Here is a 19,891-nt window from a genome sequence, read left to right on the forward strand (position 1 = left end):
TACGACTGCGGCTGTGTAAAACGTTCAGGGAAGCGGGTTATAGAGCCGCAGCGTCTGGTGTATAGGGGCGCTGTCGTTGCTGAGAATGCTGTTTTTCAGCACGAACTGATCCACTCGCATCGACATCGGCTCCGGTACCAGTTCGTTATCCAGTTGGGCAATCAGATGCTCCGTGAGCGGCGCTCGGCTGTAGGCGACGGTGATATGGGGTCGATAGGGTCGCGAGTCGACCTTTATCGCCAGGGTTTCCAGAGTCGTCCGTATCGCCTGGTGAAGTTGATCCAGATCCTGGTTCGGCTCGCATCCAAGCCATAGCGTGCGCTGGCTAAATACTCCTAGCCGGCTCAGTTCCAGTTCGAACGGGCGGAAGCGGATGCGATTCAGGGCTTCGTCGAGCCTCTGCATTCGGGGCTCGTCCAGGGAGCCGATGAACGCCAAGGTCAGGTGCAGCCGCTCCGGCGCAATCCAGCGTAGATCGCGCAGATCGGGGCGGCGCAAGGCGATACGCTCTTGCAGCATCTCGTTCAACTCGACAGCGATAAACAGCCTGTTCGTTTTCCTGTTTTCACCCATACAATGCAGCCTAGTACTGTTTTACTCAGGGTAAAGCCCATGCGAATCATTCTGGCCCCGATGGAGGGTGTCGTCGACTATACGCTGCGTGATTTACTCACCGAGGTGGGCGGTGTGGACCAGTGCGTCACCGAGTTTATCCGTGTCTCCGACCGCCTGTTGCCGCGCACCGTATTTCACCGTCTGGCGCCTGAACTCAATCAGCAGGGCTATACCCGGTCGGGTACCCTGGTTTTGCTTCAACTGCTGGGCAGCGACCCACAAGTGGTTGCCGAGAATGCGGCGTTGGCGGTCGAACTGGGAGCGCCTGGAATCGATCTGAATTTTGGTTGTCCTGCAAAAACCGTAAACAAGAGTCGTGGCGGTGCGGTCCTGCTGGATGAGCCTGAGTTGGTTGGCGAGATAGTCTCCGCCGTGCGCCGGGCGGTGCCGTCTCGGATCCCGGTGAGTGCGAAGATGCGTCTGGGCTACCGGGACAAATCAAGAGCCCTGGAGAACGCCTGGGCGATAGAATCGGCCGGTGCACAGTCTCTCGTTGTGCATGCCCGTACCAAGGAGGAGGGCTACAAGCCGCCTGCCCACTGGGAGTGGATTGCACGTATCCGTGAGGCGGTGAAATTGCCGGTGATCGCCAATGGCGAGGTGTGGGCCCTTGAAGATTACCGCCGTTGTCGCGAAATCAGCGGTTGTGATGATGTGATGATCGGGCGCGGTCTGGTGGCTAATCCTTTCCTGGCGAGAGCGATAAAGGGCGAAACGCTCGGGCCGGAAGCGGCTTGGGCCGAGGTGTTGCTGTTGCTTGAACGCTTTCATCGCCAGGTGATGCAGGATCTGTCGCCCCGCCACGTCCATGGGCGGTTAAAGCAGTGGTTGCAGATGCTGGGTTGGCACTTCCCGCAGGCGAAGGAGCTGTTCCCACTGCTGCGCACAGAGAGGGAGCCTGAGCGGTTGCTGGAGCTGCTGTCCCAGGCTCGCCTGCAGTATCGTCTAGATATGCCCGCCGCTGATGCTAACTGGGATCCTGTGAGCGCTGCCGAGGCTCTATCAGCCTGATCGGCTGCCGCCGAGCGCCCCAGTCGCCGGGCTGGGATTCGAACACGCCTGGAATGGACTCGCCGCAGCTCGCGCAGCATCCCTGTGCATCCAGCCCCCATCTTCCCAATCTGTACCAGTCACGTTCGATCAGCAGGGTCCCGCAACCCGGGCACCAGGTTGAGCCTCCATCGGTGTCGTGCACATTGCCGGTGTAAACGAACAGCAGTCCCTCGTCGCGCGCAATGCGTCGCGCCCGGGTGAGTGTGGCCGGAGGTGTGGGTGGCTTGTCCAGCATCTTCCAGTCCGGATGGAAAGCGCTGAAGTGCAGAGGGGTTTTGGGGCCGAGATGGTCATGGATCCAGCGCGACATCTCTCGGATCTCCTGATCGGAGTCGTTCTCTTCCGGTATCAGCAGGGTGGTTAGTTCGAACCAGACATCGGTCTCGTTACGCAGGTACTCCAGGGTTTCGAGCACTGTCGCGAGGTGCCCGCCGCAGATGCGGTGATAAAAACGTTCGGTAAAGGCTTTGAGGTCGATATTGGCGGCATCCATGTGGCGGTAAAACTCGCTACGTGGCCCGGGGCAGACGTAACCGGCGGATACGGCAACGCTCTTGATCCCCTGTTCACGGGCGGCGATGGCGCAGTCGATGGCGTACTCGTGAAAAATCACCGGGTCGTTGTAGGTGAAGGCGATGCTGCGACAGCCGTATCGCTTCGCGGAGAGGGCGATCATCTCCGGAGTTGCGCGCTGCGTAAGGGTATCCATCTCCCTTGATTTGCTCATGTCCCAATTCTGGCAAAATCGGCAGGCCAGGTTGCAGCCCGCGGTACCAAATGAAAGTACCGGTGTGCCCGGAAGGAAGTGGTTCAGTGGTTTTTTCTCGATCGGATCGATACAGAAGCCGCTGGAGCGACCGTAGCTGTACAGCCGGACCTCGCCATTTTCTGCGCCGCGGACGAAACACAGTCCACGCTGGCCATCACTGATATGACAGTAGCGCGGACAGATATCGCATTGAATCTTGTTGTCGGAGATTCGATGCCACCAGCGCGTCGGTACGCTGTCGCTCTCCAGTTGTTGATCGCTCATGCCGTACTCCGTTGGCCCGCTTACTGACTATAATTTTAGATCAGTAACCGGTGTGGAGTGTTATATGAGCCGTATTCGTCCAGCCGCTGTTGCGGGGTTGTTCTATCCGGGGCAGGCGGAGGCTTTGCGCCGAATGGTGTTGCAACTGCTAACCGATAATCCGGTATCCGGAGAGCTGCCGGATAACGCCCGGGCGTTGATAGTGCCTCATGCCGGCCTGGTCTATTCGGGGCCCATCGCCGCGCGGGCATACAATCTGTTGAAGGCGTGCTTAGCCAAAGGTCACCGTTGGCGAAGAGTCTTAATGCTTGGTCCTAACCATCGGGTGCCGCTGCACGGCATCGCCGCGCCCGATGCGGAAATATTCGAGATGCCTAATGGTTCGGTGTCGATCGATACCCGGGCGTTGGCCGAGTTGGAACGGCGGTTCGATATCCAGATCCGTCCGGATGTGCACCAGTATGAACACTGCCTCGAGGTTCAACTGCCGTTCCTGCAGGAGCTGTTGCCCGGCGTAAAGCTGATTCCCCTGGTGGTGGGCCAGGTGTCGGCGGAGGCGGTCGCCGATCTGGTGGATTGGGCCTGGGCGCAGTCGGATACCCTTGTACTGGTCAGTAGCGACTTGAGCCACTATCACAGCTATGCAGAGGCGCGGTTGATCGATGGGGAGACAGATGACGAATTACAGACGCTTCGAGCCGATATTCGGCCGGATCAGGCTTGTGGTGCCTATGCGTTGAATGGCTTGATGCTGGCGGCAAGGCGCAAGGGGTTGAAAGTCGAGAGATTGGATCTTCGTAATTCTGGCGATACCGCCGGAGGTCAGGATCAGGTGGTGGGATATGGCAGCTACGTCCTTTACTGAGGATCAACTGAGACAGATGCTGGCGTTGTCGCGGGAGAGCCTGCTCAGCGCATTTGAATTATGCGATAAACCGCAGGTGCCCGGGTGGCTGGAAGCGCCGGGTTCCTGTTTTGTTACATTGACCAGCCACGGCAGGCTGCGAGGTTGTATCGGTACGCTGGAACCGGTTCGCTCCCTGGGGCGCGACTTGATCGAAAACGCACGGAATGCGGCCTTTTCTGATCCACGTTTTTCACCGCTGGAGCGCAATGAATTGGGCGACATCGAGTTGGAGGTGTCGGTACTGACCCCTGCGCTTCAGATCAATGTCGATACCGAGGCTGAGCTGCTTGCAGAGCTCAGGCCGGGGGTGGATGGCGTGATCGTCGAAGAGGAGGGGTGTCGCGCGACCTTTCTGCCGACGGTATGGGAACAGTTGCCGGAGCCGCAGGAGTTTATTGCGGCGCTGAGAAGCAAGGCGGGATTGTCACCCTTCGCCTGGTCTGACCGGATGCGTTGGTATCGATATGAAACGCAGCACGCCAAAGGCCGGCTGCTGGTAAATGAGTAACGGCTGCCGGTGGCAGCCGTTTCGTGATAGCCCTCGCGTTTATTCGATCTCGATGCGTCGGCTCTTCATCGCTTCCGGTATCTCACGTACCAGATCCACATGCAGCAGTCCGTGTTCCAGTGATGCCTTGATCACGCGGACATGGTCGGCAAGCTGGAACCTGCGCTCAAAATTGCGCGCGGCAATGCCTTGGTAGAGATATTTGTGCTCCTGCTCATCGGTCTCTTTGCGCCCGGTGATGGTCAGGTTACCGTTTTCGGTCTGGATGTCGATTTCGCTGTTGTTGAAGCCGGCAACCGCCATGGTGATGCGGTACTCGTTCTCGCCCAGCAGTTCGATGTTGTAGGGCGGGTAGCTGGGTTGCTGTTCGTTGCTGCGGTTGGCGGCGTCAAGCATGGAAGCCAGACGGTCAAAACCGATAGCGGAACGGTAGAGCGGAGACAGGTCGAAATTACGCATTGGCATATCCTCATTGAGCAATATGGAAGTATCTGCCAGCCCATCGGGGCCTGGCTTGGGCGCCGGCCTCTTGATGAGCGTCGGCGCCTAATTGCTTAGATAGGGACAGCCAAACTGGATTTCAAGGGATAAATTTAACTGCCTTCACGGGGCGACTTGAACCTATCCACGTCGTTGGTAATTTCGACCTCAACCCGGGGAGCCGGAATTCGGAAATCGTATACACGCTCCCAACCATCGGACTCAGGGGTGCGCTCCCAGACGGTGCCGGCGTTGTAGCTGACCAGATCGGTCAGGGATGGATCGAGTTGAACCATGCGCTCGATAGTCATCGGCAGCAGATTGATCTGCTCATTGTCGAGAAACTCGTCGGTCTCATAGCCGGTATACATGCGCCAGCCGGTGTCGTTTAGATGCTCGGGAACGGTTTTGTACATGAAGCGTACCGGCAGCTTTTCGTCGAATACAAGACGGGATACCAGGGCCAAAAAGCCGTTCTTGGTCTGGTTGGTTTCATCGTCTGTGTTGAGTGGCTGGTCGGCGTCGGGTTTGCGCATCTAGGGGCTCCTCATCTGGCTATTTGGCTGCGGTGTCCATTGTACCTTTAATCCGTTGGGCATCGAAGGCGGGGCGCCGCTCCTGCGCATCCCTGCGCCCGCGGTATAAGGTACGTCCTGTACATAATGAAAAAGCCCCGGACGATGCCGGGGCTTTTCGGTCAAGCCGCGTATTGGAGCGGCTTCAATCTCAGGCTTCTACGGTCGGGATCACGCTGGACGCTTTCGCGACGTAGTTGTCGATCTGATCGAAGTTCAGGTAGCGATAGACTTCGCCGGCCATGCTGTCGATCTTGCTCGCGTAAGCCATGTACTCTTCCGGAGTCGGTAGTTTGCCCTCCAGTGCCGCAACCGCCGCCAGCTCAGCGGACGCCAGGTAGACGTTGGCGCCGTCGCCCAGACGGTTCGGGAAGTTGCGGGTAGAGGTGGATACAACGGTCGACTTGGCAGCCACGCGCGCCTGGTTACCCATGCACAGCGAGCAACCCGGCATCTCCATGCGGGCACCGGCCTTGCCGAAGATGCTGTAGTAGCCTTCGTCGGACAGCTGGGCCTGGTCCATCTTGGTCGGCGGCGCGATCCACATGCGGGTCGGGATCGTCTGGCCGGAGGCTTCCAGCAGTTTGCCGGCAGCACGGAAGTGACCGATGTTGGTCATGCAGGAGCCGATGAACACTTCGTCGATCTTGTCGCCGGCCACGTCGGACAGCAGGCGGGCGTCATCCGGATCGTTCGGCGCGCACAGGATCGGCTCCTTGATCTCGGACATGTCGATCTCGATCACTTCGGCGTACTCGGCATCCGCGTCGGCGCGCATCAGGCTCGGGTTGGCCAGCCACTCCTCCATGCCCTTGATACGACGCTCGATGGTGCGAACGTCGCCATAGCCTTCCGCGATCATCCACTTCAGCATGACGATGTTGGAACGCAGGTACTCGGCCACGGAATCCTCGGACAGGGTGATGGTACAACCTGCAGCGGAGCGCTCGGCAGAGGCATCTGACAGTTCGAACGCCTGCTCGACGGTCAGCTCTTCCAGGCCTTCGATCTCCAGTACGCGGCCGGAGAAGGCGTTCTTCTTGCCCGCTTTCTCTACGGTCAGCAGACCCTGCTTGATCGCGTAGTAGGGGATGGCGTGTACCAGGTCACGCAGGGTGATGCCCGGGTTGCGCTTGCCCTTGAAGCGAACCAGTACAGATTCCGGCATGTCCAGCGGCATAACGCCAGTAGCAGCGGCGAAGGCGACCAGGCCGGAACCGGCCGGAAAGGAGATGCCCAGCGGGAAACGGGTGTGGGAGTCACCACCGGTACCCACGGTATCGGGCAGCAGCATGCGGTTCAGCCAGGAGTGGATGACACCGTCGCCCGGGCGCAGGGAAACACCGCCGCGGTTCATGATGAAGTCCGGCAGAGTGTGGTGGGTGGTCACGTCGACCGGTTTCGGATAAGCCGCGGTGTGGCAGAAGGACTGCATCACCAGGTCGGCGGAGAAGCCCAGGCACGCCAGATCCTTCAACTCGTCGCGGGTCATCGGACCGGTGGTGTCCTGAGAGCCGACAGTGGTCATCTTCGGCTCGCAGTACATGCCCGGACGTACGCCCGCCAGGCCGCAGGCCTTGCCGACCATCTTCTGCGCCAGGGTGTAACCCTTGCCGGTGTCGGCCGGCTGATCCGGCTTGCGGAACAGGTCGGAGTGGCCAAGGCCCAGGGCTTCGCGAGCTTTCTCGGTCAGACCGCGCCCGATAATCAGTGGTATACGGCCGCCGGCACGAACCTCGTCGAGCAGCACCTGAGTTTTCAGCTCGAATGTACTGATCACTTCATCGGTGCCGTGCTTGCAGACCTTGCCTTCGTATGGGTAAACGTCGATGACGTCACCCATCTCCATCTTGTCGACCGGCATTTCGATCGGCAGGGCGCCGGCGTCTTCCATGGTGTTATAGAAGATCGGCGCGATCTTGCCGCCGAAGCAGTAACCGCCAGCGCGCTTGTTCGGTACGTGGGGGATATCGTCACCGAAGAACCAGAGCACGGAGTTGGTAGCGGACTTGCGGGAGGAGCCGGTACCGACCACGTCGCCGACATAGGCAACCGGGAAGCCCTTGGCTTTAACCTCTTCGATCTGCGCCAGCGGGCCTTTTACGCCCGGCAGTTCCGGATTGATCCCCTCGCGCTCCATCTTCAGCATGGCATTGGCGTGCAGCGGGATATCAGGGCGAGACCAGGCATCCGGTGCCGGAGACAGGTCGTCGGTGTTGGTTTCACCCGGTACCTTGAATACGGTAACGGTGATCTTGTCTTCCAGCTTGGGTTTGCTGGTGAACCACTCGCCGTTGGCCCAGGACTCGACGACCTGCTTGGCGTAGGCGTTGCCGGCGTCCATCTTCTCCTTCACATCATGGAAGGCATCGAACATCAGCAGGGTGTGAGAGAGCGCTTTGGCAGCGGTCGGTGCCAGGGCTTCGTTATCCAGTGACTCGACAAGCGGTGCAATGTTGTAGCCGCCGAGCATGGTGCCAAGCAGCTCTACAGCCTTGACCTTGTCGACGAGCGGTGAAGACGCTTCGCCCTTGGCAATCGCTGCCAGGAAGCCCGCCTTTACGTATGCTGCCTGGTCCACCCCGGCCGGAATACGGTTGGCCAGCAGATCGAGCAGGAACTCCTCTTCACCTGCGGGAGGGTTCTTCAGCAGCTCAATCAGGGCTGCGGTCTGTTCCGGATCCAGGGGTTTCGGCGGCACGCCTTCTGCGGCGCGTTCTTCTACATGTTTACGGTAAGCTTCTAGCACGACTAGGCCCTCATCAGTTGTAATCGCCGGATGCGCTTTGTAAAGCCTCACCCGCTTGTCCGGCGACATATCGATTGGGTATCGATTGGTGTTTGGCGACGCGAATTTTAGCTGAAGGGAGGCTTAAAGTTAAGTTTGTCGACAATCTTGGGCCTTAGACTTTGGGTCTAGCTTCACGTAAATTGTGCTCATTGATACGCATCAACTAAAGTAAGCCTGATGTTGCTTGTCACCCGCGACCCACGTATAACGCATCATACAGCTGTTTGGAACATGGAGGATTGTCCATGAATGTGCCGTTAGTCGACCCGATGGAACCATCTGCCGGGGACGGTGCGCTTCAATTCCAGATCAGGCGACAGCTCGAACTGTTCCGGATTCAGGAAGATAGTCATCTGATATACCGTGGCGAGGAAAATGTGATAGTTCTTCGTTATCTGCAGCGCCGGGTCGCAGCGCGCCCCAAACAGCTGCGCAACCATATCAGGCGTGTGTACCTGTCGATCAAAAGCCGGGATTCCGATCACCTGACGGGTGCGCTGGTCGACCTGATGTTGGTGCTGCATGGCCGTGGACGTTATTTGATCAAGCGGATGCTGGATCAATCCAGGCCGCTACTCCAGCAGTCTCATTTCAAGCTTATGCACCAGGTCAGCGAATCCGGTGATCTGGATCGTCTGCGAGCACTGTCACAAGGAGAGTCCGTGTTAAGTAACGGTGGTATGCCAACGGTGGTTGGCTTGCAATGACGGTAGTGGCATATTCAATAGGACTTTTAGGCTTTTCCGGGCGCGAGCTGGGTATGCTCGAAGTGTTCTTCGATAGCTCGAACAACCCCGGATTGAGGCTCGAATCACCAGAGCGTGCAGCTGCGCTGCTGGTTAACCTGACCACAGAGGCGGATCTCCAACAGTTTCTCGAGTGGTATGCATCCAGGCCGGACTGTCCCGTAATAGCGGTAGTCTCCGAGATCAGTGCGCCTCGCGGAGTGCTGGAGTTAAAGCGGCCACTTGAAGTGACTGGGTTAAAGTCGATGCTGGCCCGGGTGCTGGATGATCTGCACAAGAGGGCAGTCAGATTCCCCTCCGGGGGGGCGCCGGAGGAGGCCAAAGGTAAAACAGCGCTGAAGATGGAGCCGGTCGATCTGAAAGCGTTGATCGCCGAAGCGGGTGTGTCCGCTCCCAAGCCGGCGCCCAAACCCCAGCCGTTGAACACGGTTCGCGACGCGAGTAAATCGCGGTTGATTATGCGTTGGAGCGAGGCTGAGCGCGATACACTGATGCGCAGAGCCTGTGGCTCGCTGCCCGATCTCGATCCAGAGTTGCCTGGATGGAGTAAGCGTATCCTCTTTTCGCTTGAGGGGCGCTTTCTCGATCAGGTGAATAAAATGGTCCAGCTTGCGCAAGAGCAACAGGTTCCGATGCAGGTAAGCGGAATCCCGGGAGCGTTTATCTATTTTCCTGATCGGGATCTGTTCAGTTACGATCTTGATCCTGACCTGCTTGTGCAGATGGCCAGCAGTCGATTCGGATTTGGTGAGCTGGATTGCCATCCGGCTGAGCTGAAGTCCCCGGTTGACCCCATCGCCAAGCGTGACCAACTGCTTTGGATGTTGGGGCTTTTAACCTCAGCAGGGCGTCTGCCCGACCATCTTGATCCCGCAGAGCGGTACCGTTTCAACGGCGTTTCCGATCTGCAGCGGTTTATGCTGCCTCCTCAAGCGGAAAATATTGCTAAAGCCTGGGCTGTAGAATCTCGCAGTGCATTGGAGATCGTTCGGCTGCTCAAGCTTCCTCAACGGTATGTGTTTTCGTTTATGGCCGCTGCCGATGCGGCCGGATTATTCGAGCGTAGATAAGGAGATGACGCATGAGCGTTCAATCCCTCAAACCACACGGCGAAAGTGATGAAACGTTGTATTTTCAAGTGCTTCCAGCGGGTGCTTACTACGCTACTTTTAGTGGCGAACCGGATCAAATGCGTGCATTGCTGTTGCAGTTGCTGAGTTCCGACACTCCGGTTCCTTATATTCCGGCCCTGCTGGAAAGGCTGACCGGGCTTGATGCCGAAGGTGCGCAACAGATCCTCGTTGATATGCACTCTCGTAACTTTATCGAGCTGTTGCCAAACCCGAACGAGATCGTGACCGGTTCCCTGGAAAAGATACTGCCGGACCTTATCGCGCCTTTGGGTGAGGGCAAGGTACTGTTGGCTGATGAGCAGGGATTTTCTCTGGCGCAGAAAGGGTTTTCCGCTGCCGACGAGGAGGCGGTCGCCGGTCTCGCGGCAGATATCATGATGTTAAGTGAACGGCACAGTAAGCTGATCAATGACAATCTTGGCCTGTACGGTTGCTCCTGGGCATTGGTCAATGCTGTCGGGCAGAGTGACCTGGGGTTTTGGGTGCTATCGATTGGTCGGGAAAAATTTCTATTGATTATTGAAGGTATGCCCTACCTCAATCGGCAGCCCTTTGTTGATCTGACATCAGTTCTGATCCGGCGCTATCTGGATCACTAAGACTTTGCAGTGGAAAAGGAGATTTTCATGCGCGCGGAAATGCTGAATACGATTTTGCGTGATTTGAACAGTACCTCGACCGAAATCGAGGCGTGTGCCGTCATTTCAACCGATGGCTTGGTGATCGACTCTCTGCTGCCGGCGAGTATGGACGAGGACCGGGTTGGCGCCATGAGCGCTGCGATCCTGTCGCTTGGTGAGCGTACGGCGCGGGAGCTGGCGCGAGGGGAGCTTGAGCAGGTCCTGGTAAAGGGTGATCAGGGCTACATACTGATGACTCATGCCAACGATGAGTCCGTATTGACCGTTGTCGCAAAGCCCAATGCTCGGTTGGGGCTTATTTTCCTCGACGTGAAACGCGCTGCTGAAGCGATAGGCAAGGTGCTCTGAGCCCGTTACTTGCCTAAACGCTATTAGAGGAGTCGTATCATGTCCGAGAAGGATACCGGCACAGTCCGAGAAGAGCTGATTAAGTATTATGACGGCACCGAACGTGTCGCAACCATCATTGATGAAGAGGTTGCATTTCCCGATGGCAAACTGATCGTGTCGAGGACCGACCTGAAAGGGTTCATCACGCACGTGAATCAGGCCTTCGTCGATATGTCGGCCTACAGCCGTGAAGAGCTGGTCGGGGCCAACCATAATATCCTGCGCCACCCGGACATGCCGGCGGTCGCGTTCAAGGGGTTGTGGGACACCATCGAGAGCGGCGAAAAATGGCAGGGGTACGTCAAGAACCTGCGCAAAGATGGGCGTTACTATTGGGTTAAGGCCACCGTGATACCCAATGTTCGCGATGGCAGGCTGGTCGGCTACACCTCCGTTCGACGCAAGCCTTCACGCAGCAAAATTACCGAGAGTGAACAGCTTTACAGCACATTGATGTAGGGAGCGGGGATTATGCCTTTCAATTTTACGGTCAGTCCCGATTTCGCGCCGGATCATATGTCGGGCTGGTTCTACTTCAATACCTGGCTGCAGCGCAATCTGGAGACGGAGATCCATCTTGAGTTGTTCGATAGTTTTGATGAGCAGCGTGAGGCGATTCGTGCCGGCAAGATCGATCTGATCTACGCCAACCCCTACGATGCGTCGATGCTGGTGCGTGAACACGGCTTCAAGGCGGTGGTCCGGCCCGCGGGCAAGCGGGACGAGGCGGTGGTGGTCGTGCCGGCTAGCAGCAGTGCAGAGGCGGTCGAGGACCTTTCGGCTGGCGTACGTCTGGCAACAACCGCCGATCCCGATGTGCACACCATCGGGATGATTATGCTCGAGCCCGCTGATCTCGACAGGCACAATATCACCCAGCGTGAGTACGATACCTATATCCTGGTGGCCAAGGCGCTATTGAGAGGGGATGCCGATGTCGGGTTTTTCCTGAAACAGGGCTTTGACGAGCTGTCCGATCTGATCAAGAAGCAGATGAAGGTGCTGGTGAGTAGCCAGATCAGCGTCGTACATCACTCGCTGCTGATCGGACCCAAAATGCAGGATTATGCGGACCCGCTGAGCAGGTTGCTGGTTAATATGCATACCGAGCCGAAAGGCGCTGGGGTGCTCGAGAGCATGGGGATCAAGCGCTGGGAATCGATGAGTGTCGAGCAGACCGAGTTTATGATCGATCTGATCGATACGTTGGTAATCTGATCGCTGTTATCCGTTTCGATGATGATGGGGCCGACGCTGATATCTCGCAGCATCGGCCCTTTGTTTTTCCAGTCTTATTAACCCTGCTTGGGCTTCAGCCGGTCGCAATCGGGTCGTGCGCCTGCGGCCTGCGCTTGTTGCCAAGTGTGAGTCAGGCTTGCCGCTTGGGTATCGAGCTGGCGAATGCGGGTCGAGGGTGCCGGATGGGTGGAAAGAAATTCGAGTGGAGTGGAACCGGCCTGCTGTGCCATCTCCTGCCATAGCCTGGCGGCCTCGCTGGGATCGAACCCGGCTCTTGCCATCAACTCCTGCCCCATTCGATCGGCTTCGCTTTCATGCAGTCGGCTGTAAGGCAGCAAGATGCCATATTGGGCGCCAAGGCCGAGAGCATTCATCATTGCCTGTTGGGTACCGTTGTCGACCCGGTCAGCAAGGATCAGCGAGGTGGTGGCAAGGCCCAGCTGTGTCAGCTGTTGTTGGCTGAGCCGTGCATTGCTGTGCTGGGCCAGAACATGAGCGACTTCGTGGCCGATGACCGAAGCCAGCTGATGTTGATTTTTAGCCAGTTTAACCATGCCGGTATAGACGCCTATCTTGGCTCCAGGTAGTGCGAAGGCGTTGATTTCATCACTTTTGAATACGACCAGCTCCCAGGACTCGGGGGCGTAGCCATATTCCGGCGGGATCTGGGCAACAATGGCGTTGGCCACGCACTCGACGTAGCGATTGGTCTGCACATCCTTTTCGATCGGTTGCTGCTGCTTCATCTGCTCGAACGATTGTCTGCCGATCGTGTTCATCTGCGATGCGGAGTTAAGCAGCAGGGTTTTCTCGCCGGTGGGGGAGAGGGCACAGCCAGCTGTGGCGGCGCCGAGCAGGGCGGCTAAAATAACGCGTTTCATCAAGTTAAATCTCGGTCCTTCAGTACAGGGCGTCAGTATCGCTCCCGCTCAGCGGGTGTGTAAACAGCGATTGGAAAGAGGTGTGCCCCTGAATTTCGGTCTGTGACCAGGTTGGCTATTGCCGATTGGAGTCTGTTAGAATTTTCGCCCTCAAGTTTGTTAAAAAGCAGGCCGCCACCGTTAACAAACCCACGACAAAATTTCACAATACCGGCGGCGGGTAGCAGATTGCTCGATGGATGCGTTGAATGAAATTCTGGCCTTTTTGGCCTGCCCTACACCTCAAGGCTGGATAGATCGGGCGGCGAAGCCCGAGTCTTTGCCGATTCTGCTGATCGATCACGCGCATTGTGAGAAGAAGGCGGCGTCGACCGCGATGAATCTGATGTTTCGCTATGTCGATCGCAGTGACCTGCTCAATAAGATGTCCCGCCTGGCGCGTGAGGAGCTGATCCATTTTGAACAGTGTCTGTCGCTGATGGAGGCGCGTGGCATAGAGTATGGCCACCTTTCGCCTGCGCGTTATGCGCAGGGATTGCGTCAGGCTGTGCGTACCAGTGAGCCCGGCCGCTTGATCGATCTGCTGATCATCGGTGCGTTTATCGAGGCGCGTTCCTGTGAGCGTTTTGCGGCACTGGCACCCTATCTTGACGATGAGCTGGGCAAATTTTACCGCTCGCTGCTGAAGTCTGAGGGGCGGCACTATCAGGATTACCTGGGGTTGGCTCGCGAGTATGCCGGCGAGCCGATCGATGAGCGCGTGGCTTATTTTAGAGCGCTGGAACAGGCACTTATCGAAGAGCCTGATACGGAGTTCCGCTTCCACAGCGGAGCTCCCGTTCAAGAGGAGGCGGCGGCCTGATCCTGCTTTGGGGTGAGGCCGGGGGTGAAACGGATCAGTTCTCGCCCCGATTCATCCGCCAGCAGATACCAGCCGCTCTCGGACCAGTCTCCCAGCACGATGCGCTCGCCTCTGTTGGGTGCGATCTGGTGTTGGTGAATGTGTGGGCGATGGGTGTGTCCGTGGATCAGCAGTTCGACGCCGTGCGCCAACATGGTCTGGCGCACCGCATCGGCGTTGACGTCCATGATCGTCTCGGTTTTCATCGCGCCTTGCTGCTGACTCTGCTGGCGCATCTGTCGGGCGATCGCCTCACGCTGCTCCGCTGGTTGTGACAGAAAGCGTTGTTGCCACTGCGGGTCGCGTACCTGGGTGCGGAACTGCTGGTACGCAGTGTCGTCGGTGCAGAGCTGGTCGCCATGCATGACCAGGGCGGCGCCAGTGGGGAGTTCGATACGCTGGGCTTCGGGCAGGAGCTCCGCACCCAAGCGTGACATCAATGTCTGGCCGACGAGAAAATCGCGATTGCCGTGCTGGAAGTATATATGGCTCCCGGCATCGCTCAGTGCACGTATCCGCTGGAAAATGGGTTCGAGTCCGGGCAGCGGTGCATCGTCGCCGATCCAATACTCGAAGATATCGCCAAGCATGTAGAGCGTGTCGCCTGGCCTGGCAATGCTGTCGAGAAAATAGCGAAACGCCCGGAACAGTTCCGGGCGCTCGGGTTGCAGATGCAGGTCTGCAATAAACAGCTGGCGCATGATCAGGCGTCGTCTGACTCGTCGCTGACCACTGCGCGCTCGATGATCACATCCTCAACTGGTACGTCCTGGTGACCGGCGCGCATGGTGGTGCGTACGGATTTGATCTTGTTGATCACGTCCATCCCCTCCTTGACTTCGCCGAACACGGCATAGCCCCATCCTTCGGTGGTCTTGGCGGTATGGTCGAGAAACAGGTTGTCGGAGACGTTGATGAAGAACTGCGCCGATGCCGAGTGCGGGTCCATGGTGCGTGCCATGGCGACAGTGCCGGTCTTGTTGGAGAGCCCGTTATCCGCTTCATTCTCGATTGGTGCATGTGTCTTCTTGTTCACCATGCCTGGCTCGAATCCGCCGCCCTGGATCATGAAGCCGTCGATCACGCGATGAAAAATCACACCGTCGTAGAATCCTTCGCGTACATACTGCTCAAAGTTGGCTGCTGTTTTAGGGGCTTTTTCGTAGTTCAGCTCAAGCTTGATATCGCCATGATTGGTGTGCAGGGTGATCATGTTAGGCTGGTCCCGTTCCGCAATATTTAGTTATTAGACGGACCATTATACTCAAGTCGTAATTGTATACGTCAATATGACAGCGGATTTCGGTCCTCAGTCGACAGTGCGTTGGCGTCGAATCTACGGTTATAATGTCGCGCTCGGGTTTCAGCCGCATTGATAATCGGGTGCGGCTGCGTCAACACAGTATCGATAAGACGCGGATATGACCAAAAACGATAGCTCCAAGCCGACCAACTTTATCCATCAGATCATCGAAGAGGATCTTAAAAGCGGTGCGAACGACGGTAAGGTCGTTACCCGTTTTCCACCTGAACCCAATGGTTACCTGCATATCGGCCATGCCAAGTCGATCTGCCTCAACTTCGGTACCGCACTGAAGTACGGTGGTCAATGCAATCTTCGCTTCGATGACACCAATCCGGAGAAGGAGAGTCAGGAGTATATCGACTCCATCGTATCCGATGTGCGCTGGCTGGGTTTCGAATGGGCGGGTGATATCCGCTACACCTCCGACTACTTCGATACGCTGTATGAGTGGGCTTTACACCTGATCAAGGAGGGTAAGGCCTATGTTGACAGCCTCAGTGCGCATGAGATGCGCGAATACCGCGGCACGCTGACCGAGGCGGGCAAGAATAGCCCCTACCGTGAGCGCAGCGTGGAGGAAAACCTGGACCTGTTCGAAAAGATGCGCGCCGGCGCATTTGATGAAGGCGAGTGCGTGCTGCGCGCCAAGATCGACATGGCAGCAGCCAATATCAACCTGCGCGATCCGGTGATCTACCGTATCCGCAAGGCGCATCATCACCAGAGCGGCGATAAGTGGTGCATCTACCCCTCGTACGATTTTGCTCACGGTCAGTCGGATGCGCTTGAGGGCGTTACCCACTCGATCTGTACGCTGGAGTTCGAGGATCACCGGCCGCTCTACGATTGGTTTGTCGAGAATCTGCCGGTACCGGCCAAGCCGCGCCAGTACGAATTTGCCCGACTGAACCTGAACTACACGGTCACCAGCAAGCGCAAGTTGAAGCTGCTGGTAGACGAACAGAAGGTGAGTGGATGGAACGATCCGCGCATGCCGACCATCTCGGGCCTGCGTCGTCGCGGCTATACTCCGGCATCGATCCGCAATTTCTGCGACATGATCGGCGTGACCCGTTCCAACGGTATTGTCGATATGGGCATGCTGGAAGCAGCCGTGCGTGAGGATCTTGACGCCAATGCGCCGCGTGCCATGTGTGTCATCGACCCGATCAAGCTGACCATAACCAATATGCCCGAGGGTGAGTTGGCGTGGTTTGAGTTACCGGCGCATCCTAAGGATGAGTCGATGGGGATTCGTAAGGTGCCGTTTACTCGTAACCTGCTGATCGAACGCGAAGATTTTGCCGAAGTTCCGCCGAAAAAGTGGAAGCGCCTGGCGCCGGGCGAAGCGGTTCGACTGCGTGGCGCCTATGTCGTCCGCTGTGAAGAGGTGGTACGTGATGAGACTGGTGAGGTGGTAGAGCTCAAGGCCAGCTTCGATCCGCAGACGCACGGTGCCAATCCAACCGATTACAAGCCCAACGGTGTAATTCACTGGGTATCGGCGGATAACGCTGTGCCCTGTGAGGTACGTGCCTACGAGCGGCTGTTTACCGAGGCGAACCCGGATGGCGACAAAGAGCGCGACTTCCACGAGTTCATCAATCCGGAGTCGCTGGTGGTGTTTCCGAATGCCCATGCCGAGATCGGTCTCAAGCACGCCGCGGTCGAGAGTCGTTTCCAGTTTGAGCGTCAGGGCTATTTCTGCGTCGACCCGGACACCACCGAAAATCGCATGGTCTTCAACCGTACCGTGGGGCTGAGAGACTCCTGGGCGAAGATTCAGGGTAAGTAAAATGCTGCGCCGGGTGCTGTCTCTAGTGTCGATGCTTGTGCTGGGCGGCTGCTCGGCACTGCCCGCTGCGGACGGGCAGGGTTATCTTGAGGTGGAAACCCTCGGGGCAATCAGTAACGAGATCGGCGAAAGCTCGGCGTTGGCGCTCAATAAGGGCCGGATCTGGACGCTGAATGATAGCGGTAATGGGTCCTGGCTCTATCGATTGGATGCGCAGGGACAGGTTGAGCGTCGAGTACGACTTGCCGGTGCGGTCAATACCGACTGGGAATCGATGGCTTCCGACGATGAGCGGTTGATCGTGGCAGACTGCGGCAACAACAGCGGGCGGCGCGAGTGGTTACAACTCTACTCCGTTGGCTGGCAGCAGTTGAATGACGCTCCGGAAGGGCGGGATGTGGAGGCGCGGTCCGTGGAGTTTCAACTGGCCGATCCCACGCCGGTGGCGGGTCCGCAAGCGCACGACAACGACTGCGAGGCGATCACGACTGTCGAGGGAGAACTCTGGCTGCTGACCAAGGGCTGGGCCAGCTCCACCTCCAGGCTTTATCGGCTCGATATCAGCCGTGATAGGCAGTCGGTCGAAGCCGACGAGATCTGGCCTGTCAGCGGGCTGGTGACCGGTATGGATTACAGCGCGCGCCGTAAGGAGTTGGTGGTGCTGGGTTACACCCGCGGACGTCTGCACAGCGATACCTTTATCTGGCGAGTTCCGGTTCAGGGCCGCACGCCCGATTGGTCGGCCGCCACCCGCTATATTCTGTGGCCGTCGGGCCAATGGGAGGCGGTAGTCTGGCACGGCGACGACCTGTTGCTGACGAGCGAAAACAGCCTGCTTGGTGAGGCTAGACTTGGGCGAGTCCGTATCGAATAACGGGCACGAAGACTAAACATTTATCTGCGATTGGCGAAATTTGATGCTGCAAATCCACAACACACTGACCAAATCCAAATCCCCGTTCACGCCGTTGGAGAAGGGCAAGATACGGATGTATGTATGTGGCATAACCGTGTACGACTACTGCCATATAGGTCATGCCCGTGTAATGGTCTGCTTCGATCTGATTACGCGCTATCTGCGCTATCGTGGCTGGGACGTCACCTATGTGCGCAACATCACCGATGTCGATGACAAGATCATCAAGCGAGCCGCGGAAAACGGCGAACCGGTCGACGCGCTGACGGAACGTATGATTGCGGCCATGCATGAGGATGAGGATCGTCTGGGTGTGCTGCGCCCGGATATGGAGCCGCGTGCGACCGGTCATATGGGCGATATCATCGATATGGTGCAGACCTTGATCGACAAGGGCTATGCCTACGTCGCGGACAATGGTGACGTGTACTACCGCGTCGAGAAGTTCGAGCACTACGGCCGTCTTACCAACAAGGTGGTTGAGGAGCTGCGCTCGGGAGCGCGCGTCGAGGTCGGTGAGGCCAAAGAGAGTCCGCTCGATTTCGTGCTCTGGAAAGCTGCCAAGGCCGGCGAAGTCAGCTGGGAGTCCCCCTGGGGGCCTGGTCGGCCGGGTTGGCATATCGAGTGCTCGGCGATGTCCAAATGTTGTCTGGGTGACACCTTCGATATCCACGGTGGCGGCCCGGACCTGCCGTTCCCCCATCATGAAAACGAGATCGCCCAGTCGGAGGCCGCCAACGGCCAGACCTTCGTCAACTACTGGATGCATGCCGGTCCCGTGCGGGTAAATCAGGAGAAGATGTCCAAGTCGCTGGGTAACTTCTTTACCATTCGTGACGTGCTCAAGGTGTACAACGCGGAGGTGGTGCGCTACTTCCTCTCATCGGTGCACTACCGTAGCTATATCGACTATTCGGAAGAGAGTCTGAGGGAAGCGCGCCAGGCGTTGGAGCGCTTCTATCAGGCGCTGCGTGACGCGCCTGAAGGGGGGGAGGTCGGGCTCGACAACGACTATGAAGCGCGTTTCCAGCAGGCGATGGATGATGATTTCAGCACCCCGCGCGCCCTGGCGGTGCTGTTCGACCTGGTGACCGAACTGAACAAGGCGGTACGTGAGCAGAGTGCTACGGCTGGTGCCCTGGCGGCGCAGCTGAAGCGCCTCGGAGGTGTGCTTGGGTTGCTGCAGCAGTCGCCTGAGGCTTTCCTGAAAGGGGAGGACAAAGCGGGCGAAATCACTGCCGACGAGATAGAGCTTCAGATCCAGGCCCGCAATCAAGCCCGCAAGGATCGCGATTTTGCCGAGGCGGACCGTATACGGGATGCGTTGGCGGAGCAGGGGGTTATACTCAAGGACGGTCGTGAAGATACCAGTTGGTATCGTGAGGGCTGATCGCCGATCGGGAAACTCCCGGCTATTCAGGGAGTTGTGCGAAAATCGCACAGCTCCTTGTTTCTGTTAAAAAAATTGAATCTCGCTATTGACGGCTCAGGCTGCCTCCCTTAGGATACGCACCACTTCGCGGCGGGGCCGTCAGGTTGGTTGCGAAGGCTGGACTGCAAGAGGCGCCCGTAGCTCAATTGGATAGAGCAACGGCCTTCTAAGCCGTAGGTTGCAGGTTCGAGCCCTGCCGGGCGCGCCACTTGCACGGCAATGCAAAGTCCGGCAATGCGAAGGTTATGGTGGATGTAGCTCAGTTGGCAGAGCTCCGGATTGTGATTCCGGCGGTCGTGGGTTCAAGCCCCATCATCCACCCCATTCCCTCGCAAGTATCATGGCGCAGCCAAGGCGGCGTACATGTTGCGGAAGTGGTGAAATTGGTATACACGCCGGATTTAGGTTCCGGTGCCGCAAGGCGTGAGAGTTCGAGTCTCTCCTTCCGCACCATTTCCTTACAGTGGTGGATGTAGCTCAGTTGGCAGAGCTCCGGATTGTGATTCCGGCGGTCGTGGGTTCAAGCCCCATCATCCACCCCATTCCCTC

Annotated in this window: 21 protein-coding genes and 4 tRNA genes; 17 read left to right on the plus strand and 8 right to left on the minus strand. The window is 57.7% G+C overall.

From position 1 onward, the window contains the following. Positions 1–24: 24 nt before the first annotated feature. On the minus strand, positions 25–573 hold the full coding sequence (gene thpR / locus KQ940_RS00635) for an RNA 2',3'-cyclic phosphodiesterase (protein WP_217410748.1): 549 nt from the start codon (positions 571–573) through the stop codon (positions 25–27). A 39-nt stretch (positions 574–612) separates the two neighbouring features. Between thpR and KQ940_RS00640 the strand changes: the two genes are divergently transcribed. After that, positions 613–1,626: a tRNA dihydrouridine synthase gene (locus KQ940_RS00640; protein ID WP_246589573.1), complete on the plus strand. Its 1,014-nt coding sequence runs from the start codon at positions 613–615 to the stop codon at positions 1,624–1,626. Here the strand turns inward: KQ940_RS00640 and amrS are convergent. Next, complete coding sequence (gene amrS, locus KQ940_RS00645) at positions 1,583–2,701, minus strand: AmmeMemoRadiSam system radical SAM enzyme (protein ID WP_217410749.1); 1,119 nt, start codon at positions 2,699–2,701, stop codon at positions 1,583–1,585. The two genes, KQ940_RS00640 and amrS, sit on opposite strands and share 44 nt — an antisense overlap. Positions 2,702–2,765: 64 nt before the next feature. Here amrS and amrB point away from each other — a divergent pair, with 64 nt between their 5' ends. Both amrB and amrA read left to right on the plus strand, forming a co-directional pair. Then, positions 2,766–3,566, plus strand: a complete 801-nt coding sequence (amrB, locus tag KQ940_RS00650) for an AmmeMemoRadiSam system protein B (RefSeq protein WP_217410751.1) — start codon at positions 2,766–2,768, stop codon at positions 3,564–3,566. After that, positions 3,544–4,116 (plus strand): AmmeMemoRadiSam system protein A, encoded by a 573-nt coding sequence (amrA, locus tag KQ940_RS00655; protein WP_217410753.1) that lies wholly within the window; start codon positions 3,544–3,546, stop codon positions 4,114–4,116. Before amrB ends, amrA begins: the two co-directional genes overlap by 23 nt. A gap of 39 nt (positions 4,117–4,155) precedes the next feature. Here the strand turns inward: amrA and KQ940_RS00660 are convergent, their stop codons facing one another. The 3 genes from KQ940_RS00660 to acnB form a co-directional block, all read right to left on the minus strand. Beyond that, a complete protein-coding gene (locus KQ940_RS00660; RefSeq protein WP_217410755.1) occupies positions 4,156–4,575 on the minus strand; it encodes an Hsp20 family protein in 420 nt (139 codons plus the stop codon). Between the two features lie 134 nt (positions 4,576–4,709). Beyond that, positions 4,710–5,132 carry an immunity protein Imm33 domain-containing protein gene (locus KQ940_RS00665; RefSeq protein ID WP_217410756.1) on the minus strand — a complete coding sequence of 141 codons (423 nt, stop codon included), beginning with the start codon at positions 5,130–5,132 and terminating at the stop codon, positions 4,710–4,712. Between the two features lie 190 nt (positions 5,133–5,322). Continuing rightward, on the minus strand, positions 5,323–7,920 hold the full coding sequence (gene acnB / locus KQ940_RS00670; RefSeq protein WP_217410757.1) for a bifunctional aconitate hydratase 2/2-methylisocitrate dehydratase: 2,598 nt from the start codon (positions 7,918–7,920) through the stop codon (positions 5,323–5,325). Positions 7,921–8,207: 287 nt separating this feature from the next. Here acnB and KQ940_RS00675 point away from each other — a divergent pair, with 287 nt between their 5' ends. Genes KQ940_RS00675 through KQ940_RS00700 form a run of 6 tightly spaced genes read left to right on the plus strand, consistent with a single transcriptional unit; the run spans position 8,208 to position 12,090 of the window. Further along, entirely contained in the window at positions 8,208–8,669 is a 462-nt protein-coding gene (locus KQ940_RS00675) for a hypothetical protein (protein ID WP_217410758.1), read from the plus strand. A gap of 53 nt (positions 8,670–8,722) precedes the next feature. Beyond that, positions 8,723–9,778: a hypothetical protein gene (locus KQ940_RS00680; protein WP_217410759.1), complete on the plus strand. Its 1,056-nt coding sequence runs from the start codon at positions 8,723–8,725 to the stop codon at positions 9,776–9,778. An 11-nt stretch (positions 9,779–9,789) separates the two neighbouring features. Then, a complete protein-coding gene (locus KQ940_RS00685) occupies positions 9,790–10,440 on the plus strand; it encodes a hypothetical protein (RefSeq protein ID WP_246589574.1) in 651 nt (216 codons plus the stop codon). 27 nt (positions 10,441–10,467) lie between these two features. Then, positions 10,468–10,830: a roadblock/LC7 domain-containing protein gene (locus KQ940_RS00690; RefSeq protein WP_188747075.1), complete on the plus strand. Its 363-nt coding sequence runs from the start codon at positions 10,468–10,470 to the stop codon at positions 10,828–10,830. A 39-nt stretch (positions 10,831–10,869) separates the two neighbouring features. Continuing rightward, positions 10,870–11,331 carry a PAS domain-containing protein gene (locus KQ940_RS00695; protein ID WP_217410761.1) on the plus strand — a complete coding sequence of 154 codons (462 nt, stop codon included), beginning with the start codon at positions 10,870–10,872 and terminating at the stop codon, positions 11,329–11,331. Positions 11,332–11,343: 12 nt separating this feature from the next. Next, a complete protein-coding gene (locus KQ940_RS00700; RefSeq protein ID WP_217410762.1) occupies positions 11,344–12,090 on the plus strand; it encodes a phosphate/phosphite/phosphonate ABC transporter substrate-binding protein in 747 nt (248 codons plus the stop codon). A gap of 77 nt (positions 12,091–12,167) precedes the next feature. Here KQ940_RS00700 and KQ940_RS00705 read toward each other — a convergent pair whose 3' ends face one another. Then, the gene (locus KQ940_RS00705; RefSeq protein WP_217410763.1) at positions 12,168–12,992 is read right to left on the minus strand and encodes a M48 family metallopeptidase; all 825 of its coding nucleotides are present in this window, start codon (positions 12,990–12,992) and stop codon (positions 12,168–12,170) included. Positions 12,993–13,227: 235 nt separating this feature from the next. Between KQ940_RS00705 and KQ940_RS00710 the strand changes: the two genes are divergently transcribed. Beyond that, positions 13,228–13,854 (plus strand): MiaE family protein, encoded by a 627-nt coding sequence (locus KQ940_RS00710; RefSeq protein WP_217410764.1) that lies wholly within the window; start codon positions 13,228–13,230, stop codon positions 13,852–13,854. On the opposite strand, the gene KQ940_RS00715 is transcribed toward KQ940_RS00710, so the two are convergent. Continuing rightward, positions 13,833–14,594 carry a UDP-2,3-diacylglucosamine diphosphatase gene (locus KQ940_RS00715; protein ID WP_217410765.1) on the minus strand — a complete coding sequence of 254 codons (762 nt, stop codon included), beginning with the start codon at positions 14,592–14,594 and terminating at the stop codon, positions 13,833–13,835. The genes KQ940_RS00710 and KQ940_RS00715 overlap by 22 nt on opposite strands. Positions 14,595–14,596: 2 nt before the next feature. After that, the gene (locus KQ940_RS00720) at positions 14,597–15,106 is read right to left on the minus strand and encodes a peptidylprolyl isomerase (RefSeq protein ID WP_217410766.1); all 510 of its coding nucleotides are present in this window, start codon (positions 15,104–15,106) and stop codon (positions 14,597–14,599) included. Between the two features lie 208 nt (positions 15,107–15,314). Here KQ940_RS00720 and KQ940_RS00725 point away from each other — a divergent pair, with 208 nt between their 5' ends. The 7 genes from KQ940_RS00725 to KQ940_RS00755 all read left to right on the plus strand — a co-directional run bounded on the left by KQ940_RS00725 (position 15,315) and on the right by KQ940_RS00755 (position 19,884). Then, positions 15,315–16,994: a glutamine--tRNA ligase/YqeY domain fusion protein gene (locus KQ940_RS00725; RefSeq protein WP_217410767.1), complete on the plus strand. Its 1,680-nt coding sequence runs from the start codon at positions 15,315–15,317 to the stop codon at positions 16,992–16,994. A 1-nt stretch (position 16,995) separates the two neighbouring features. Next, positions 16,996–17,868: a hypothetical protein gene (locus KQ940_RS00730; RefSeq protein WP_217410769.1), complete on the plus strand. Its 873-nt coding sequence runs from the start codon at positions 16,996–16,998 to the stop codon at positions 17,866–17,868. 43 nt (positions 17,869–17,911) lie between these two features. Next, positions 17,912–19,300 (plus strand): cysteine--tRNA ligase, encoded by a 1,389-nt coding sequence (cysS, locus tag KQ940_RS00735; protein ID WP_217410770.1) that lies wholly within the window; start codon positions 17,912–17,914, stop codon positions 19,298–19,300. Positions 19,301–19,473: 173 nt separating this feature from the next. Further along, positions 19,474–19,550 (plus strand) — tRNA-Arg (locus tag KQ940_RS00740). A gap of 40 nt (positions 19,551–19,590) precedes the next feature. Then, a tRNA-His gene (locus tag KQ940_RS00745) sits at positions 19,591–19,666 on the plus strand. A gap of 44 nt (positions 19,667–19,710) precedes the next feature. Next, positions 19,711–19,795, plus strand: a tRNA-Leu gene (locus KQ940_RS00750). Between the two features lie 13 nt (positions 19,796–19,808). Then, positions 19,809–19,884: transfer RNA gene (locus KQ940_RS00755), tRNA-His, on the plus strand. Positions 19,885–19,891 lie beyond the last annotated feature (7 nt).

The sequence above is a fragment of the Marinobacterium ramblicola genome, from assembly GCF_019084545.1.
GTDB classification, from domain to species: Bacteria; Pseudomonadota; Gammaproteobacteria; order Pseudomonadales; family Balneatricaceae; genus Marinobacterium_D; species Marinobacterium_D ramblicola.

Excerpts from the sequence above, each read along its gene's own strand:
- KQ940_RS00690 (WP_188747075.1), top strand. The coding sequence starts at position 10,468 with ATGCGCGCGGAAATGCTGAATACGATTTTGCGTGATTTGAACAGTACC.
- KQ940_RS00705 (WP_217410763.1), bottom strand. The coding sequence starts at position 12,992 with ATGAAACGCGTTATTTTAGCCGCCCTGCTCGGCGCCGCCACAGCTGGC.
- KQ940_RS00680 (WP_217410759.1), top strand. The coding sequence starts at position 8,723 with ATGCTCGAAGTGTTCTTCGATAGCTCGAACAACCCCGGATTGAGGCTC.
- amrB (WP_217410751.1), top strand. The coding sequence starts at position 2,766 with ATGAGCCGTATTCGTCCAGCCGCTGTTGCGGGGTTGTTCTATCCGGGG.
- KQ940_RS00710 (WP_217410764.1), top strand. The coding sequence starts at position 13,228 with ATGGATGCGTTGAATGAAATTCTGGCCTTTTTGGCCTGCCCTACACCT.
- KQ940_RS00660 (WP_217410755.1), bottom strand. The coding sequence starts at position 4,575 with ATGCGTAATTTCGACCTGTCTCCGCTCTACCGTTCCGCTATCGGTTTT.
- amrS (WP_217410749.1), bottom strand. The coding sequence starts at position 2,701 with ATGAGCGATCAACAACTGGAGAGCGACAGCGTACCGACGCGCTGGTGG.
- KQ940_RS00640 (WP_246589573.1), top strand. The coding sequence starts at position 613 with ATGCGAATCATTCTGGCCCCGATGGAGGGTGTCGTCGACTATACGCTG.
- KQ940_RS00695 (WP_217410761.1), top strand. The coding sequence starts at position 10,870 with ATGTCCGAGAAGGATACCGGCACAGTCCGAGAAGAGCTGATTAAGTAT.
- KQ940_RS00730 (WP_217410769.1), top strand. The coding sequence starts at position 16,996 with ATGCTGCGCCGGGTGCTGTCTCTAGTGTCGATGCTTGTGCTGGGCGGC.
- KQ940_RS00700 (WP_217410762.1), top strand. The coding sequence starts at position 11,344 with ATGCCTTTCAATTTTACGGTCAGTCCCGATTTCGCGCCGGATCATATG.
- KQ940_RS00720 (WP_217410766.1), bottom strand. The coding sequence starts at position 15,106 with ATGATCACCCTGCACACCAATCATGGCGATATCAAGCTTGAGCTGAAC.
- KQ940_RS00675 (WP_217410758.1), top strand. The coding sequence starts at position 8,208 with ATGAATGTGCCGTTAGTCGACCCGATGGAACCATCTGCCGGGGACGGT.
- KQ940_RS00685 (WP_246589574.1), top strand. The coding sequence starts at position 9,790 with ATGAGCGTTCAATCCCTCAAACCACACGGCGAAAGTGATGAAACGTTG.
- KQ940_RS00665 (WP_217410756.1), bottom strand. The coding sequence starts at position 5,132 with ATGCGCAAACCCGACGCCGACCAGCCACTCAACACAGACGATGAAACC.
- KQ940_RS00715 (WP_217410765.1), bottom strand. The coding sequence starts at position 14,594 with ATGCGCCAGCTGTTTATTGCAGACCTGCATCTGCAACCCGAGCGCCCG.
- cysS (WP_217410770.1), top strand. The coding sequence starts at position 17,912 with ATGCTGCAAATCCACAACACACTGACCAAATCCAAATCCCCGTTCACG.
- thpR (WP_217410748.1), bottom strand. The coding sequence starts at position 573 with ATGGGTGAAAACAGGAAAACGAACAGGCTGTTTATCGCTGTCGAGTTG.
- amrA (WP_217410753.1), top strand. The coding sequence starts at position 3,544 with ATGGCAGCTACGTCCTTTACTGAGGATCAACTGAGACAGATGCTGGCG.
- KQ940_RS00725 (WP_217410767.1), top strand. The coding sequence starts at position 15,315 with ATGACCAAAAACGATAGCTCCAAGCCGACCAACTTTATCCATCAGATC.